Raw genomic sequence first — 18,126 nt, 5'->3', positions numbered from 1 at the left:
TATAGTGTTGGCTACACTAATTGCTTAGTGTAGCCACCCAATCTTCACAATTCCATAAATCTGTTGCGATATCATTATAAAAATCTGGTTCATGACATACTAGAATTATACTGCCTTCATATTCTAGTAAAGCACGCTTAAGTTCATCTTTAGCATAAATATCTAAGTGATTTGTTGGTTCATCTAAAACTAATATATTAGAGGGTTTATTTATAATCTTACATAATCTGGCTTTAGCTTGTTCGCCTCCACTTAATATATTAATTGGACTATCTATATGTTGTCTTGTTAATCCGCATTTAGCAAGACAACTTCTTACTTCAGTTTGAGTTAGTTCAGGGAAGGTGTTCCAAACATCAGATAATACTGTGCTAGTATTATCCTCTAGAACTTCTTGTTCAAAATAGCCGATTTCTTTATATTCACTTAAATTCACTTCTCCATTTATTGGTTTTAAGAATCCAAGTAGGCTTTTTAAAAGGGTAGTTTTCCCTAAACCGTTAGCACCAGTTATTACAATTTTTTGTCCTCTTTTCATTTTTAAATTTAGAGGTTTACTTAAGGGCGTATCATAACCAATAACCAAATTTTCAGCCTGCAAAATAATACTTTCTGGCATTTTCACATTTTTAAAATTGAAATAAGGCTTAATAATATCTTTTTTTATTTCTATTCTTTCAATTTTATTTAGCCTTTTTTCTCTTGCCTTAGCTTGTTTTGCAGTTGCAGTTCGTACTTTATTTTTTCTTATATAATCCTCAAGTTTTGCAATTTCATTTTGTTGTTCCTTGTACTCGATTAGTAATTGCTGCTTTCGAGTTTCGTAAAGTTTAACAAAATAATCATAATTTCCTTGATATCTCGTTAAGCTTTTGTGTTCAAGATGATAAACTACATTTACTACACTATTTAAGAAACTATTATCATGGGATATTAATATAAATGCATTTTCATAGCTAATCAAATAATTCTTGAGCCATGCTATATGCTCCTCATCTAGATGGTTTGTTGGCTCATCCAATAATAGAATATCAGGTTTTTCTAAAAGTAGTTTTGCAAGTAAAACTTTAGTTCTTTGTCCTCCACTTAAAGTTGCAACATCATTATCGAGAAGTTCTTTAATGCCAAGTCCAGCTGCAGTTGCTTGTATTTTTGAATTGATACTATAAAAATCACTTTTATCTAATGTTTCTTGTAGGATAGCAATTTTATTTAAAGACTTATCCATTTTTCCTTCAGGCATGTTACCAATTTCATTATATAAACTATTGATTTTTCTTTCTATATCAAATAAGTTTGTAAATGCGTGCTGTAAAAAATTTAATGCAGTAATTCCTTCTTTTAAATCAACCAGTTGATCCATATAGCCTATACTAAATTTACTGTTCCATTCAATAGTGCCTCCATCAGGTAAAATTTGATTTGTGATAAGTTTCATGAACGTTGACTTACCTTCACCATTAGCACCAATAAGACCTATATGTTCTCCTTTTAGTAGCTTAAAAGATACTTTGTTAAATAATATTCTATCGCCAAATGAATGGCTCATATTTTCAACTGTTAAAATACTCATAATTTATTCACTTCCTTTTGTCCTCATAATGAATCATAACATTAAGATAAGAGGATACCAAGGTCATAAATAAATCTGTAATGTTTATTACAATTTTGTTTAAAGCAAATAAGCACATAATAAAGTCTAACAATTATGTAAAGAACCAATAGAATTGTTTTTTATAGTGTTAAATTTATGAATTTGTTGAACTATATTTTGTGAATTAATAGAAATTTTACCATCAATTAAATAAATTACTAGACTTACTATAAACGAGCGTTTTTACATCCAATAATTTACCAAAACAAAAAATAGAACATTTATGAAATCATTTGTTATAATTAAGTTCTGACGCAAAAACATAACAAGGAGATATCATAAATGTTCATTGGCTCAATTATAAAAAATTCATCATCTATAATCAAATTCTTAAAAGAATCAAGATTTGCAATTTATTTTACTAAGCCGCAGCTTCATATTATAGCTCTTATTATGAGTGCTATGATAAAAAAAGGATTTGTAGGTAAAGTTACTGATATATCCGACCTTATGCATTTCAGGCATAGGACGAATGTAGGGAAATTTTTATCTAAAAGTCCTTGGAATGAAGACTTTATTGAAAGAGCACTCCGTAATTTGGTTATAAAAAAGATTTGGGAACTTTCTAAAGCAACTGGAAAACCAATTTATGTTGCTATAGATGATACTATCTCAGAAAGGACTGTGCCCTCGTAAAAGGCACTCAAACATATTGAAAAGTGTAGTTTTAACAATTCTCATTTAAAACGTAAAACTGTTTACGGACATCAATTAGTAACTGTTATGCTTATTTGTGATGATGTTGTTATGCCATACTCAATATCTATTTACGATAAAAACATTAAGAGTAAAATTCAAATGGCTGTTGAGTTTATAAAATTATTACCATCTTCAATAAATGAAGGATATGTTTTGTGTGATAGCTGGTATAGCTGTAAAAAGATTTTCAATGCTTCTAAAAAAGCCGGGTTCAAATATGTAGGTGGCTTACGTACTAATAGAGTTATTTATCCTACTAATCATGAAAGAATCGGCATTAAGCTTAACGCGTTCGGGAAAACACTAACTAAAGAGGATGTTGACCTAGTCAAAGTCGGCAACTCAGAGTATTATGTGTATTCCTATAAAGGAAAGCTAAATGATTTAAAAAAAGCTGTGATAGTTCTAAGTTGGCCTAAAGAAGCTCTTTTCAAAGATGGATGTTTAAGAGCTTTTATAAGCCCCGACTCCAGCATGTCATTATTGGAACTGCTAAACCATTATAAACATAGATGGCCGATTGAAATTTTCTTTAGAGAATCTAAGAAAAAACTAGGTTTAGACGATTATCAAATTCGCAGTGAAAAAAGTATAAAAAGATATCTGCTTATTATGCTGATTACATATGTTTATTGTGGATTAGAAGTATCCGAAGATACTTTAAAATTTAGTAATGGATTAAAAACTGCTAGAGCTCAATTAGAGGCTGAAAAAATCACTTTCGTTTATGAAAAAACTCAATCTGGAGAGCCTCTTGATGTCATTTTAGAGCTTTTTAAGGCCGCATAAGTATCTTTTTAGTTATTTAACTGGAGATATTTATTTGTGATTTCGCTCATTTATAGTATAATTATAAAAATAGCATATTTTGTAATTAAGAAAAGTTTATTGGAATCAAGGATTTCAGGACTTGAAAAATATCTGTATGATTCAAGAAGACAATAAGTTTAGAGTAGATTTAAATAAAATTAATAATTCAAGAAAATTTGAATTATTATTTTCTAAATTACTATTTGAACAATTATCAACAGATGGAGATATTTCTTTTAATTACCTAGACCAAAACGAATATGAAAAAATAAATCAAAAAAATTATTTATTTATAAACAAAGGGCAAAATGATTAAAGAGCTATGGAAATAGAAGTATTGTTGTTGTGACAAGGAATTGTGGCAGAACAAAAGCCATAACTATTTTGATAATTATAGGCTTGTAAAAATAGTGGTTACTATATATAACATTTTTAAAGTTACTTGGAATAAGTAGCTAATTGTGAATAAATAGGAGGCGTGAAAAATGGTGCCTGAATACGTAAGCAACCTTAGAAACTATATAGGGCATGACCCTTTATTATTAGTGGCAGCAGGAACTATAATCTACAAGGATAGGAAGATATTATTACAAAAACGTGGAGATAATGGAACCTGGTCTATACATGGCGGATGTCTTGAATTAGGAGAAACCATTGAAGAAACCGTTAGGCGTGAGTTGAAGGAAGAAATAGGTATAACACCGATAAATTTAAAATTTTATAAAATTTTTTCTGGTGAGGACATGCATTGCATATGTGCAAGTGGAGATGAAGTTTATTATGTTAATGTTATTTTTCTATGTGATGAATATGAGGGTGAGTTAAAACAGGATGATGACGAAGTAGTTGAACTTAAATGGTTTGATGTGGATAATCTCCCTGATAATATTAATACGCCTGTAGATAAAGCCATATTGGAAGGTATTGATAAGGTCATATAGAAGCTATAAACGAGCGTTTTTACATCCAATAATTTACCAATAACAAAAAAATAGAACATTTATGAAATCATTTGTTATAATTAAGTTCTGACACAAAAACATAACAAGGAGATATCATAAATGTTCATTGGCTCAATTATAACAAATTCATCATCTATAATCAAATTCTTAAAAGAATCAAGATTTGCAATTTATTTTACTAAGCCGCAGCTTCATATTATAGCGCTTATTATGAGTGCTATGATAAAAAAAGGATTTGTAGATAATGTAGTTGTTCAACAAAATAATTTATCAGAATAAAGCAATTAGGTGAACAAAATTAATCAAATGTATAGAGGATAAGAGGTTTGGAAATGGATTTAGTAAACATATTAAATAAAAAAGTATTACTTATAGATGATGAAAAAGATATAACTGATTTATTAGAGGATATTCTATTAAAAGAAGGCTTTAAAGATATACTAAAAGCATATTGTGGAATAGAGGGTATAACGACATGTAGGGATGAAAAACCTGATGTAGTAGTTCTTGATATAATGCTTCCAGATGTTGATGGTATCGAGGTATGCAAAAAAATAAGAGAATTTTCTTATTGTCCAATTTTATTTTTGTCATCAAAAAATAGTGATATTGATAAAATTCTAGGATTAAGTATGGGTGGTGATGATTATATTACTAAACCTTTTAGTCCAAGAGAGATTGCTTTTCGTATTAAGGCACAACTGCGAAGACAACAGTATGATGGTATAAAAGAAGTTTGTGATAGCAAAAATGGTATTATAAAGTTTGGTGACATTACGGTGGATAAGTTGCATAGTCAGGTATACAACCGAGGAGAAGAAATAAAACTTACTGCAAAGGAATATCAGCTACTTTTATATTTAGCAGAAAATCCTAATATGATAATTAATAAGGAAAGACTGTGTGAGGTTGTATGGGGAGAAGATTACATTGGATATGATAATACAATTTCTGTTCATGTGAGGCATTTAAGAGAAAAGTTAGAGGAAAATCCTTCTAAACCTAAATTTATTGTGACAGTGATAGGACTTGGATACAAGCTTGTAAAAAGGGATGAGTAAAATGAAAAAATCTAGCTACAAAATAGCATTTAATTTATATTCTAAATTTTTTATTATTTTTCTAATCTTTATTTTTATTTGTATGGGGATGGTAGTTTACTTATTAAAAATTAGTATTGGTAATGAAAATAGTTGGAGTAGTGCGCCCATATCTATTACAGCAAATTTTTCTAAAGAAATTTATTTCAAAGATGGAAAGCCGCAATTGAGGGATTCGGGAATAGATGAATTAAAAAAGCATAAGCTTTGTTTGCAAATAGTTAATAAAAATGGTGATGTTGCTACAGGATATAATATGCCTAAAGATGCTTTACGTCATTATGCGCCTATAGAAATGGTTCAATTATATAAAAATCAAGGGAATCTAGGAAATTATACTATGTTTGTTGGAAGTATTAATAATAATGGAGACCAATGGACATACATTATAGGGTTTCCTGCAAAAATATCTAAAATGACTATGTACTTCAATTCTGATAAAGCATCTTATCTTAAATTCGTTATAGCAGGTATATTTTCTTTAGTTATGCTTCTTGTTGGTATATATGCTGTGAGAATGAATCGTACTTTATCAAATATAATAGGAGGGATAGAAAGACTTGCATCAAATTCTTATACTCAAATGAGAGGAAAAGGGGTGTATAGCGATGTTTATACAAGTCTTAACCTTTTGGATAGTAAGCTCAAATCTGCTGAAGTTGAAAGAAAAGCAAATGAAACTTTAAGAGAAGAGTGGATAGCTAATATTTCTCATGATTTAAAAACTCCATTATCTCCTATAAAAGGTTATGCTGAGATATTAATAGATTCTGAATACACAGTTACTTCAGAGGAGATAAAAAAATATGGAACAATAATACTTAAAAATGTAAATAATGTTGAAACAATAGTTGAAAATTTGAATTTTACATATCAATTGAAAAATGGCATGATACCTATAAATAGGAAAGAGGATAATATATCTAGATTAGTAAAGGAAGTAGTAATTGGAATATTAAATGATCCCAAATATGTGGAAAGAGGGATTCTTTTTTACTGTGCTGTTGATAGGGTGAATTTTAAATTTGATAGTACACTTCTAAAGCGGGCTTTTACTAATTTGTTGTTTAATGCAGTGGTTCATAACGATCAAAATACTATAATAAAAGTTTCTATAGAAGAAACAGATAAAATATATATAAAGATTGAGGATAACGGAAAAGGAATGGAAAAAGAAGCTTTGAAAAGACTTTTTGATAGATATTATAGGGGCACCAATAGTGCTGTTAATGTTAAAGGATCAGGACTTGGTATGGCAATTGCAAAACAAATAATAGAGGCACATGAAGGTCAGATTAATGTAGAGAGTGAGCTGAATGTTGGGACAAGTATAAATATAGAATTCCCTAAGGATAATTAAGATGAAATTAAGATGATTTAAAATTGAAATTAAGACCATACATATATAATTCTAACTGTAGTTAAATTTAAGACCATGAGGCTAATAATCTTATAGGGATAGAAATACAGGAGGAAATGATTATGTATGTAATGGAAGTTAAAAATGTTAAAAAGACTTATAACTCAAAAGTGAATGGAAATCAGTCTCAGGCATTAAAAGATGTGAGTTTTTCAGTAGAGAAGGGAGAATTTCTTGGTATTATGGGACCGTCTGGTTCGGGAAAGTCCACATTACTTAATGTAATATCTACCATAGACACTCCAACTAGTGGGACTGTAAGGATTGGTGGTAAAAGTATAATTAACCTTGATGAAGATGAATTATCAGATTTCAGACGTAGCAGGCTTGGATTCATCTTTCAGGATTATAATTTATTAGATACACTTACGCTTAAAGAAAATATAATGTTACCATTATCTTTAGCAAAGGTAGATCCTCATACAATAGATAAGAAAGTAAAGAAAATAAGTTCAATACTTGGAATTGATAAAATAATTAATAAATCTCCCTATGAAGTTTCAGGAGGACAAAGGCAAAGAGCTGCAGCTGCAAGGGCAATAATAACAGACCCAGAAATCATTTTGGCAGATGAACCTACTGGAGCACTTGATTCAAAGTCCTCAACTGAACTATTAGAGAAGCTATCACAGCTTAATATAAATAATAATGCAACCATAGTTATGGTTACACATGATGCTTTTTCTGCTAGTTATTGTAATAGGATCATATTTATCAAAGATGGTCTTTTATACTGTGAACTTGAAAGAAGTGGAAGTAGAAAGGAATTTTACAATGAAATACTTGAAACACTGTCTACTTTAGGAGGTGCTTCAAGTGACGTTGTTTAAGCTTGGCGTTTATAATATTAAGCATAACTTTAGTAAATATTTTTCATATTTTATAAGCACTTTATTTTCTGTTTTCATGCTTTTCACTTTTTTTTCGATTTATTTTAATAAACAGATTCAAACTTTTAGTAGTGGAAAAGTAAAAGTTGATACTTTATTTAAAGCAGCCTCAATTGTAGTTATAATTTTTTCTGCTCTTTTTATTTGGTATGCAAATAGTTTTTTTATAAAAAGTAGAAAAAAAGAAATGGCATTATACTCAATTTTAGGTATGAAAAAGAAAGAGATAGCAACTCTATTATTTTGTGAAAATATGTTCCTTGGAATGCTGTCAATTATTATAGGAATACCTTTAGGTGCTATAACATCTAAATTCCTTTTACAACTTCTTGTGAAAATAATGAAAGGTAGCGTGGTTGTATATTTTACACTTGATGTAAAGGCTGTAATTGTTACTACTGTAATATTTATAGCTTTGTTTGTTTTCAATTCAATTAAATCCTCTGAGGTAATATACAAATTTAAGTTAATTGAACTTTTAAGTGCAGAAAAGGAGTCAGAAAAAGCTCCTGAAAGCTCAAAAACCATGTCACTAATTGCTATTTTAATGATTTTCACTGGATATTGTATTGCGTACAATAAGTTACTTCAGGGTGGAAGTAAAATGATCTATTTTGGATTTCTTGTATTGATATTAGTTGTGGCAGGAACATATATTTTATTCAATAATTCCATTGTAATACTACTTAATAAATTCAAAAAAAATAGAAAGCTATATTATAAAGGAGAGAATCTTATAAGTATTTCTCAAATATTATATAGAATAAAAGCTAATTCAAATATGCTTGCAACTATAGCAGTAATATCAGCTGTTGCAATTACTGCATTGTCATTTTCATTTGGTTTTTATATGTCACTGGAAACACAGATTCCATCTGGTGCACCATTCTCTTTAATGTACAAAAGTGGTGATGAAGGTTTAAATAATGAAGTAGATAAGATAATAAATAAGCATAGTGAAGTAAAAGTTACACATAAGTCAGATATTGTTCTTATAGATGGGATAGCAAGTACAGCCAAATATAAAGGGAGTTACGGTAAAGAGTTAAGTGGATCTTTTGACGTTAAGATAATGCCTATAAGTGAGTATAATGATATTGTCAATAATACAGAGCTTACAAAAGTAACTGATGATTTAGGTATAGTTAAAGATTTGAAATTTACGGATGATAACCAATGTTTTTTTATTGAAATGAGTAATGACACTAAAAGGGGAAGACTTAAAGGTGAAAAGGTTAGCTGTGATATTTTAGGAACCACTTTTAATCTAAATATTATGGATTCCAACGATAAAGGTGTATTAGGAAATAGCTTTGGAAAAACAACCATTGTGATTACAGATACTGCTTTTAAAAAGTTAGTTGCTGTAAACAAAGGTAGCAGTACAGTAATAAGGGGATATAGTTTGGACAATTCACTCAATAGTGAAAAACTTGTAGCTGAATTGAATAAAATAATTCCTAAAGATAATTACTTTAGTTCATTTTATACTGATAATGCTACTGCATATAAACTATTAGGATGTTATGTATTCATAGGAGTTTTACTTGGAGTTATGTTTGTACTTTCCACAGGCAGTATTCTTTACTATAAACAATTAGTTGAGGCTTATTCAGATAAAGAAAGATATAATGTATTAAGAAAAATAGGGGCAAACAAAAGAGAAATGAAGCATATGGTATCAAAACAACTTGCCTTAATATTTGGTCTACCTCTTATAGTTAGTTTATTTCACAGTTTTGCAGCTTTATCTGTTTATATTGTTAAACTAATGGGGGCAAGCAAAGTAGTAATAGAGTATACTCTTATAATGGTAGCAGTATATATAGTAATTTATTTATTATATTATATGCTTTCTGTTAAATCATATTTGAAAATAATTCGTTCATGTAACTAAAAATAGGAGCATCCATAATTTATGGATGCTTTTTTGTAGAGTTATTTTACAGATGATTAGCTGGTATTAGATTATGGAATTCTTTATGAATCGTATTTTTAATACTGTTTTAAAATATGCATTGATTAGATTTTATAAGAATATACATATTTTTAGAGGATGTTTTATTTATAGTTATCTGTTTTTTTATTATTAGAAAATTAATTAGGAATATAATTCATATACTGTAAATAAATATTGAATCGCTTAAATATTTGTAATATACTTAATATGCAATCGATTGCATAAATGGTAAGGAGGGAAATTAATAATGAGAAAAAGCAGGTTAGGTAGATTAGTTGCAAGTCTAATTGTAATTATGTTTATCTTCTCTATGGCTACATTTAATTTTAGTATGGCAGCAACAACAAATGTAGCTAACACCAATTTAACTGTTCACTTTAAAAATATAAGTGGATGGGGAATACCAAATATATATTACTATGCAAGTGGTAAAACAGGACCTTCATGGCCTGGAATAAAAATGAATAGTGAAGCTAATGGATGGTATTCGTATACAATTTCTGGTTGGAGTAGTGCGAGTGTACTATTTAATGACGGTAAAAACCAAATGCCAGGACCAGGGCAACCTGGAGTGAATGTGACTCAAGAATCTTGGTATAAGGATGGAAAGCTTTACACATCAAATCCAGAACAAACAATAATTCCAACTTCAATTTCCATAACATCAGCAAGTAGTGTTAATGTTGGAAGTACTATACCTTTAAGTTCTATAGTAACTTATAGTGATGGTTCACAGAAAAATGACAGTGCTACATGGACAATAAGTGATTCTACAGTAGGTACACTAGATAGTACAACAGGAAGTCAAGTTAATTTAAAAGGTGTTACTAAGGGAACAGTTACAGTAACTGCATCAGTAGGCAGTATTTCAGTAAGTAAGAGTATAACAATAGTAGATAATCAAGTCTCTAGTGGAATAAAGGTTCATTTCTATACAACATGGACATCCCCTAAGATTTATTATTGGGCCGTTCAACCAACAAGCGCAATGGCTTCTGCATCTTGGCCAGGGGTTGCTATGACAGCAGAAGGAAATGGATGGTATAACTATCAATTCAATAATGTAACTAGTACCAATATAATATTTAATGGAAGTAATCAACAAACTGCTGATCTATCCAGAACTTCAGGAGAATGGTGGTATAAAGACAACGCATGGTATAGCAGCAATCCAGATAAGGATGTAACAGCGCCGACTGTAACAACAACTCCTAGTGAAGGAAATCAAGAAGCTACTTCTTTAGATGTAACATTGAATGTAAAAGATGATAAAGATTCAAATCCAAAAGCTTATTATACTATAGATGGTACTGACCCAGTAATAGGACAGAACTTGTATAGTGGAAAAATAAATATAGCTAAGGATACAATAATAAAAGTTATAGCTGTAGATGCTAGTGGGAATAAGTCATCTATTTATACCTTTAGCTTTAAATTGGGTAGAGATGTAACACCACCAGTTGTTACAACATCAGTTGCACCTGATACGTATAAAGATGGGCAGATAGTAAGTTTAACGGTTAAAGATAATATGGATCCAAATCCAAAGGTTTATTACACAACAGATGGTAGTGAGCCAACAACTAATAGTGCTTTATATAATGGGACAGGTATAGCTATTAATAAAACAACAACTATAAGTACTTTAGGCATTGATAGTTCAGGAAATAAAGTAGTCCAATACTTTAGATTTGTAATAGGAAATGATGTTACAAGAACTGATTTTAGAGATGAAAGTATATATTTTGTTATAACTACAAGATTTTATGATGGTGATACCACAAATAATGTTCACTGTTGGGATGATACAAAGGCAGGAAATCCAGATAGTGATCCAGCTTGGAGAGGGGATTTTGAAGGACTTATTCAAAAGCTTGATTATATAAAAGCTTTGGGCTTTAGTGCAGTATGGATTACACCTATTGTAAAAAATGCAAGCGGTTATGATTATCATGGATATCATGCTATAAACTTTTCAGAAATAGATCCAAGATATGCAACTAAATCAAAAGGAGAAACAGCTGAACAATCTTATCAAAGACTTATAAATGAAGCTCATAAGCGAGGAATGAAGATAATTCAAGACATAGTTTTAAATCATACTAGCAACTTTGGAGAAGAAAATTTATTCCCTATGTTCAAGAGAAATTCACCTACAGGATTAAATGAAACTGCGAATAATGCAATAACACAAGTTATTAATCCATGGTTACCTAAGAATTATGATTCATTAACACCAAGTCAACAATTTGATGCAAGAATAAGTGCTATGAAGAATGACAGTACAGATACTAATAATATTTATCATCATGAGAAGAGTTTATCATGGGAAAGCTATACTGTTCAAACAGGTCAGATTGCTGGAGATTGTGTTGATTTAAATACAGAGAATCCAGCAGTACAGAATTATTTAACAAAAGCTTATGATAAATACATTGATATGGGAGTTGACTCATTTAGAGTTGATACGGTTAAACACATATCAAGACTAGATTTTAACAATTCATTTATCCCTGAATTTAAAAAGCGTGGTGGAGATAATTTCTATATGTTTGGTGAGGTATGTTCAAGATATAGAGATGTATGGAATAGTGGGATACCTGCGATTTCTGCACCATTCTACACATGGAAAGAGTCAAAAACTTATCCATGGGGAGATTTAGCAGCAAATACACAGTCAGTAGCACAAAATTGGCAGGATAATAGTACAACTGCAAATCAACCAACTTCAAATAATGCATTTTTAAACGGAAACAGTTATCATACTCCTGATTGGTCTAAACGTTCTGGTTTAGATGTTATAGATTTTCCAATGCATTGGGCATTCAATAATGCTCGAGATGCATTTAGTACAGCTCTTGGTGGAGACAAGTACTATAGCGATCCAACTTGGAATGTAACTTATGTAGATTCACATGATTACGCTCCAGATGGAGCACCTGAAAATCAAAGATTTGCTGGTTCTCAGGATACTTGGGCAGAAAATCTTGATTTAATGTTTACCTTTAGAGGGATACCATGTATATTATATGGAAGTGAAGTAGAATTCCAAAAGGGTATGCCGATAGATGTTGGACCAAATGCACCACTTAGCAAGACAGGAAGAGCTTATTTTGGAGATAAAATAGAGGGAAATGTTTCAGTAACTGATTTTGGTAAATATACAAATGCTACTGGAACTATGGCACAAACTCTAAATTATCCTCTTGCTCAGCATATAAGGAGATTAAATCAAATAAGAAGAGCAGTACCAGCTCTAAGAAGAGGGGAATACTCTACTGAAGGAGTGTCAGGAGATGGAATGGCATTCAAGAGAAGATATACTGATTCTTCTAAAGGAATTGATAGTTACTGCTTAGTAAGTGTTTCTGGAAATGCAACATTTACAGGAGTTTTAAATGGAACTTATGTAGATGTAATTACTGGAGATACAAAAACAGTAACCAATGGTACACTTACAGCAAATTGTTCTGGAAAAGGAAACATGAGAGTATATGTTCTTAATTTATCAGGCAATGCTGCACCAGGTAAAGTAGGAGATGCAGGCACCTATTTGAAATAGAATAGACAAATAATAAAAAACTTAAATTAGGAATAACTTTTATTTTATTAACATTTTATTATATTAAGCAGAAGTTAATTAAAATAGAAAGTAGATAATAGTTATAAGGGATGCGCCATAAGCAAAATGCTGAATGGCGCATTTTTTATACTAATTATAGTAATGAATCTTTTAGTTTTGAAATAGTCGGTATATTCTTTGATTTGATAGAAAATTAGGAAAATTAGACTTGGGTATACATATATATGAAAAAGATGTAAAATGTACTTGATAAAAGTAGTATAGAGGTGAAATATGGAATATAAAATTAGTATCATAGTTCCTTGCTATAATGTTGAAAAATATATAGTAAGATGTATAGAGAGTCTTATAAATCAAACTATTGGAATTGAATCTTTGCAGATTATTTTTGTAAATGATGCTTCAACAGATTCTACGTTGAGTATACTCAGTGAATATGAAGCAAAGTATCCTAATAATATTTGTATTATCAATTTAGAAACAAACTCTGGCTTATCATGTGCTAGAAATGCAGCATTAGATTATGCTTACGCACCATTTATTGGTTATGTTGATGCAGATGATTGGATAGAATTAGATATGTTTGAAAAAATGTTTTGCAAGATTACAGAATATAATTGTGATGTAGTCATGTGCAGGAATGATAGACCTAAAAGTGAGAGTGAAGCTAAAAGTGGGGTTACAGGAAAAGATCTTTACTTTGTGTTAGATAGGATTGAAAATAAAAAGATATTTTTATCGTATTTTAGACTTGATGTAACTTGTTGGAATAAGCTGGTTAGGAAGCAGTTACTTATCGATAAAAATATTTCATTTCCAGAAAAATTAAAATACGAAGATAATTATTGGTCTATATTATTATTCTTATATGCAAAGTCAATGTATCTTTTAGAGGAATGCTTATATCATTGGTTTTTAAATCCTAGAAGCATAGTTACAAGTGGAACCTCTAATATAGATCGTACTAGTGTTCAGTTGATGTTAATAGAAGAATGTAAAAAAAGATTATTCTTAGATGATTATGCGGAAGAACTAGAATATAATTTTTATGAAAAATTTTTTGTAGAGACTATATTTTTCTTGTTTAGGGATAATGTTGTTACAGTAGATTTCTTAAATAAGTTAAAAAGTATTCTTTTAAAATATTCTAATTTAGAACAAAATGTATACTATAAATGTGAGCGCCCAATTGTTAAACTAAAATGTGAAACAGAAATAAGAAAACTTTTAGAAAATGATATAACAGAGGAACTAGCAGAACAAGTAATGAAAAAATGTTTTGCATAGTAAACATTTTACATATTAAAGCTGTCTTCGTGTTAGGCAGCTTTAATATATATTATAAATATTTTTAGATTTGTATGAAATGAGAATTTATATTAATAATTAGACAAACTGGTTACAGTGTCTATTGTTATGTTAAAAAAAACCTTTTATAATCAAATTATCAAACCAGACTTTTATTTGGATGAGTTTTGATAAAAATGAAGTATAAGTTTTTTTAGGTGGCTTCTGAAAACGTATTAAAAGCATATTAATAAAAGAGTGCTTATATTATACGTAATATAATTTTTTATCATGTATAAATTATATTTTGGTACAGAGATAGTATAACTGAAGGAGGAAATGATATGGAAACATATAAAGTAATTGAGATTAAGAAAAGTGTTTTTGAGGATAATGATAGACAAGCAGATTTACTTAGAGAAGAATTAAAGAAAAATAAGACTTTTTTATTAAATTTGATGTCATCACCAGGTTCAGGCAAAACAACAACTGTTTTAAGAACCATTGAAGCATTAAAAGATGAAATGAAAATTGGAGTTATGGAGGCAGATATTGATTCAGATGTAGATGCTTATACCGTTTCTAAGACTGGTGCCAAAGTAATTCAATTACATACTGGTGGAATGTGTCATCTTGATGCAGATATGACAAAGCAAGGTCTTTTGGAGTTAGGAACAGAGGATGTAGATTTTGCAATATTGGAGAATGTAGGGAATTTGGTATGTCCAGCAGAATTTGATACAGGCTCATCTAAAAATGCTATGATTCTAAGTGTACCAGAAGGGGATGACAAACCTTTAAAATACCCTTTAATGTTTTCTATTGTTGATGTTTTATTAATTAATAAGATAGATGCAGCGGAATATTTCAATTTTAGTTTAGATGCAGTTAAAGAGCGTGTAAAAAAATTGAATCCTAATATAAAGGTTATACCTATATCTGCTAAAACTGGTGAGGGAATTGAAGAATGGGCAGAATGGATACGAACAGAAGTAAAACATTGGAATGAAAAATAGTTTGATAATGGGATTGAAATGGGGAGGTAATTAATATGGTAAAGAAGAACGTACTTAAGCTTGCTAATAAGATTGCTGCTGGGATTACTGGTGGTATAGTAAAGGTAAAACCAACAGATCCAGAATATAAGCTTTTAGACTCAATTACTTCTGATGAAGAAGCAGAAATAGCACTTCATCTAGAAATTCGTAAATTTAAGACAGTAAAGGAAGTTGCCAAGCTTTGTGGCAAACCTGAAGCAGAAGTAGAAAAAGTTTTATATAAGATGGCAGTTGATGGCTCAATTAAAGTAGAAACAGAAGACGGTGTTGATAAATACTGCCTTGAACTTTATGTACCAGGAATAATGGAATACATGGTTGATAAAAAGTCAAACATAGAGGAACATCCAGAGATTGGTGCGTCTTTTGAAGAATATACAAGAAAGTTAGGAGCATTAATGGCAGGTAATATTCCAGTTGGATTGGGAGTAATGAGAGTTATTCCAGTTGAAACTGCTATTGATGGAGATACAAGAAGAGCTTCTTATGAGGAAATTACTTATCTTCTTAATAAATATGATGTTTTTGCTGTTACAGATTGTGCATGCCGTGCATCCATGAGAATAATAGGTGAAGGTTGTGGACATACTGTTGAAGATATATGTCTTAGACTAGGACCAGCAGCTGAATACTACATTCGTACAGGTAAAGGTAGAAGTGTTACAAGAGAAGAAGCCTTTGCTATTTGTGAGAGGGCAGAAAAAGAAGGGTTAATGCATCAGATTCCTAATTTATCAGGACCAGGAAATGCTCTTGCTATCTGTAATTGTTGTGGATGCTCTTGTTTTGGACTTAGAAATGCAAATCTTTATAGAAATCCAGATTGGTCTAGATCAAACTATGTTTCACAAGTAGATACAGATAAATGCGTTGCTTGTGGCCAATGTGTTGAAAATTGTCCATCAAACGCATTAACATTAGGACAAAATTTATGTACAAAGAAACCTATTCCTGCAGCTAAGGAACCAGATAGACCATACGATACTAAGTGGGGAGAAAATAAATGGAATCCTGATTATCGTCATAGAAAAATGGTTGCTGAGACTGGAACAAGTCCTTGTAAAACAGAGTGTCCAGCGCATATAGCTATCCAAGGTTATATCAAAATGGCAGCTCAAGGAAGATATAAAGATGCATTAGAGCTTATAAAAAAAGAAAATCCATTCCCAGCAGTCTGTGGACGTATTTGCCCAAGAAAGTGTGAATCTGCTTGTACAAGAGGTAGTTTAGATGAACCACTTGCTGTTGATGAAATTAAAAAGTTTATTGCCGAGCAAGATTTAAATTCTGAACATCGTTTTGTACCAGAAAAGCTAGTTGAAAGATCAGAAAAAATTGCTATAGTAGGAGCAGGTCCTTCAGGATTATCTTGTGCTTATTTCCTAGCTGCTGAGGGATATAAGGTAACAGTATTTGAAAAGCAGAAAAAGCTTGGAGGTATGTTAGCTCTAGGAATTCCATCATTTAGACTTGGAAAAGATGTAGTTGATGCTGAAATAGAAGTTTTAAAAGAATTAGGAGTGGAATTCAAGACTGGTGTTGAGGTTGGTAAGGACGTTACTATTAATGGACTTAGAAAACTTGGATATAAAGCATTCTATTTAGCAATAGGTGCTCAAGCAGGTAGAAGCCTAAACATAGAAGGTGAAGATTCTGAAGGAGTAATAACAGGAGTAGAATTCTTAAGAAGAGTAAATTTAGGTGAAGATTTAAAATTAGAAGGACCAGTTGTTGTAATTGGTGGTGGAAATGTTGCAATTGATGTTGCAAGAACTGCTGAGAGAGTTGGAGCTTCACAAATAGATATGTATTGCTTAGAAAGTAGACAACAAATGCCTGCTCTTGATGAAGAAATTGAAGAAGCAATGTCAGAAGGCATTAATATCAACAATTCTTGGGGACCAAAGAGAATCATCAAAGAAAATGGACATGTTGTTGGTGTAGAATTTAAAAAATGTATTTCTATATTTGATGAGAATAAGAGATTTAATCCTAAATTCGATGAAAATGAAACTAAGATTGTTAAAGCAAGCTACGTTTTAACATCAATAGGTCAAGGAATTGATTGGGGAGAATTATTAAAAGACTCTAAGATAGAATTAAATCCAAATAAAACAGTAAAAGTTCAGGCATTAAGCTATCAAACAGGTGAAGCAGATGTATTTGCTGGCGGAGATGCAGTAACAGGACCTAAGTTTGCTATTGATGCAATTGCTTTAGGAAAGCAAGGAGCAATTTCTATTCATCATTATATTCATGGAGATAATTTAACATTAGGTCGTGAAAGAGACTATCATGCTTTAGATAAAGAAAACTTAGATATGAAAGGGTATGATCATATACCTAGACAAAAAGCACTTCATGTAGATGGCGAAAAATCAAAGGAAACCTTTAAAGATTTAAGAGTTACATTCACTGAAGAACAAATTAAGAAGGAAACCCAACGTTGCCTTGGTTGTGGTGCTGTGGTAGTTGATCAATATCAATGTGTAGGTTGTGGTCTTTGTACTACAAAATGTAAATTTGATGCAATTACACTTACAAGAAAATATGATAGTGCTGGTGTAGACATTAGTGAGATGAAACCTATAGTAATAAAATATGTAATCAAGCGTCAAGGAAGAATTGCAGTTAAAAAAGTGAAGAGACTATTTTCAAAATAGAGAGTAATTGATAATATTAATGTATTATTTTTAATGAAAT

Annotated in this window: 11 protein-coding genes and 2 pseudogenes; 12 read left to right on the top strand and 1 reads right to left on the bottom strand. The window is 30.6% G+C overall.

Annotated elements, in window-relative coordinates:
- Positions 1-16: 16 nt before the first annotated feature.
- Positions 17-1,573 (bottom strand): ABC-F family ATP-binding cassette domain-containing protein, encoded by a 1,557-nt coding sequence (locus OCU47_RS09195; RefSeq protein ID WP_261828301.1) that lies wholly within the window; start codon positions 1,571-1,573, stop codon positions 17-19.
- A gap of 363 nt (positions 1,574-1,936) precedes the next feature.
- Here OCU47_RS09195 and OCU47_RS21855 point away from each other — a divergent pair.
- From OCU47_RS21855 to OCU47_RS09130, 12 genes and pseudogenes are all read left to right on the top strand, one after another.
- Positions 1,937-3,142, top strand: a pseudogene (locus OCU47_RS21855) (IS701 family transposase).
- Positions 3,143-3,263: 121 nt separating this feature from the next.
- Positions 3,264-3,479: a hypothetical protein gene (locus OCU47_RS09180; protein WP_261828298.1), complete on the top strand. Its 216-nt coding sequence runs from the start codon at positions 3,264-3,266 to the stop codon at positions 3,477-3,479.
- A gap of 169 nt (positions 3,480-3,648) precedes the next feature.
- The gene (locus OCU47_RS09175) at positions 3,649-4,104 is read left to right on the top strand and encodes an NUDIX hydrolase (protein ID WP_261828297.1); all 456 of its coding nucleotides are present in this window, start codon (positions 3,649-3,651) and stop codon (positions 4,102-4,104) included.
- Between the two features lie 120 nt (positions 4,105-4,224).
- Positions 4,225-4,374, top strand: a pseudogene (locus OCU47_RS09170) (IS701 family transposase); the annotation flags it as partial.
- 83 nt (positions 4,375-4,457) lie between these two features.
- Positions 4,458-5,186 (top strand): response regulator transcription factor, encoded by a 729-nt coding sequence (locus tag OCU47_RS09165; RefSeq protein ID WP_261828295.1) that lies wholly within the window; start codon positions 4,458-4,460, stop codon positions 5,184-5,186.
- A 1-nt stretch (position 5,187) separates the two neighbouring features.
- Positions 5,188-6,585, top strand: coding sequence for a sensor histidine kinase (locus OCU47_RS09160; RefSeq protein WP_261828294.1), 1,398 nt, complete (start codon positions 5,188-5,190; stop codon positions 6,583-6,585).
- A gap of 122 nt (positions 6,586-6,707) precedes the next feature.
- Positions 6,708-7,475, top strand: coding sequence for an ABC transporter ATP-binding protein (locus tag OCU47_RS09155; RefSeq protein WP_261828293.1), 768 nt, complete (start codon positions 6,708-6,710; stop codon positions 7,473-7,475).
- Positions 7,462-9,432, top strand: coding sequence for an FtsX-like permease family protein (locus tag OCU47_RS09150; protein ID WP_261828292.1), 1,971 nt, complete (start codon positions 7,462-7,464; stop codon positions 9,430-9,432). The genes OCU47_RS09155 and OCU47_RS09150 overlap by 14 nt, the downstream gene beginning before the upstream one ends.
- 310 nt (positions 9,433-9,742) lie before the next feature.
- Complete coding sequence (locus OCU47_RS09145; protein WP_261828291.1) at positions 9,743-13,057, top strand: starch-binding protein; 3,315 nt, start codon at positions 9,743-9,745, stop codon at positions 13,055-13,057.
- Between the two features lie 294 nt (positions 13,058-13,351).
- The gene (locus tag OCU47_RS09140) at positions 13,352-14,365 is read left to right on the top strand and encodes a glycosyltransferase family 2 protein (RefSeq protein ID WP_261828290.1); all 1,014 of its coding nucleotides are present in this window, start codon (positions 13,352-13,354) and stop codon (positions 14,363-14,365) included.
- A 344-nt stretch (positions 14,366-14,709) separates the two neighbouring features.
- Entirely contained in the window at positions 14,710-15,381 is a 672-nt protein-coding gene (hypB, locus tag OCU47_RS09135) for a hydrogenase nickel incorporation protein HypB (protein ID WP_261828289.1), read from the top strand.
- Between the two features lie 35 nt (positions 15,382-15,416).
- A complete protein-coding gene (locus OCU47_RS09130) occupies positions 15,417-18,086 on the top strand; it encodes an FAD-dependent oxidoreductase (protein WP_261828288.1) in 2,670 nt (889 codons plus the stop codon).
- Positions 18,087-18,126 lie beyond the last annotated feature (40 nt).

The organism is Clostridium sp. TW13 (assembly GCF_024345225.1).
Classification (GTDB): Bacteria; Bacillota; Clostridia; order Clostridiales; family Clostridiaceae; genus Inconstantimicrobium; species Inconstantimicrobium mannanitabidum.
This window is presented reverse-complemented; position numbering and strand designations above follow the sequence as displayed.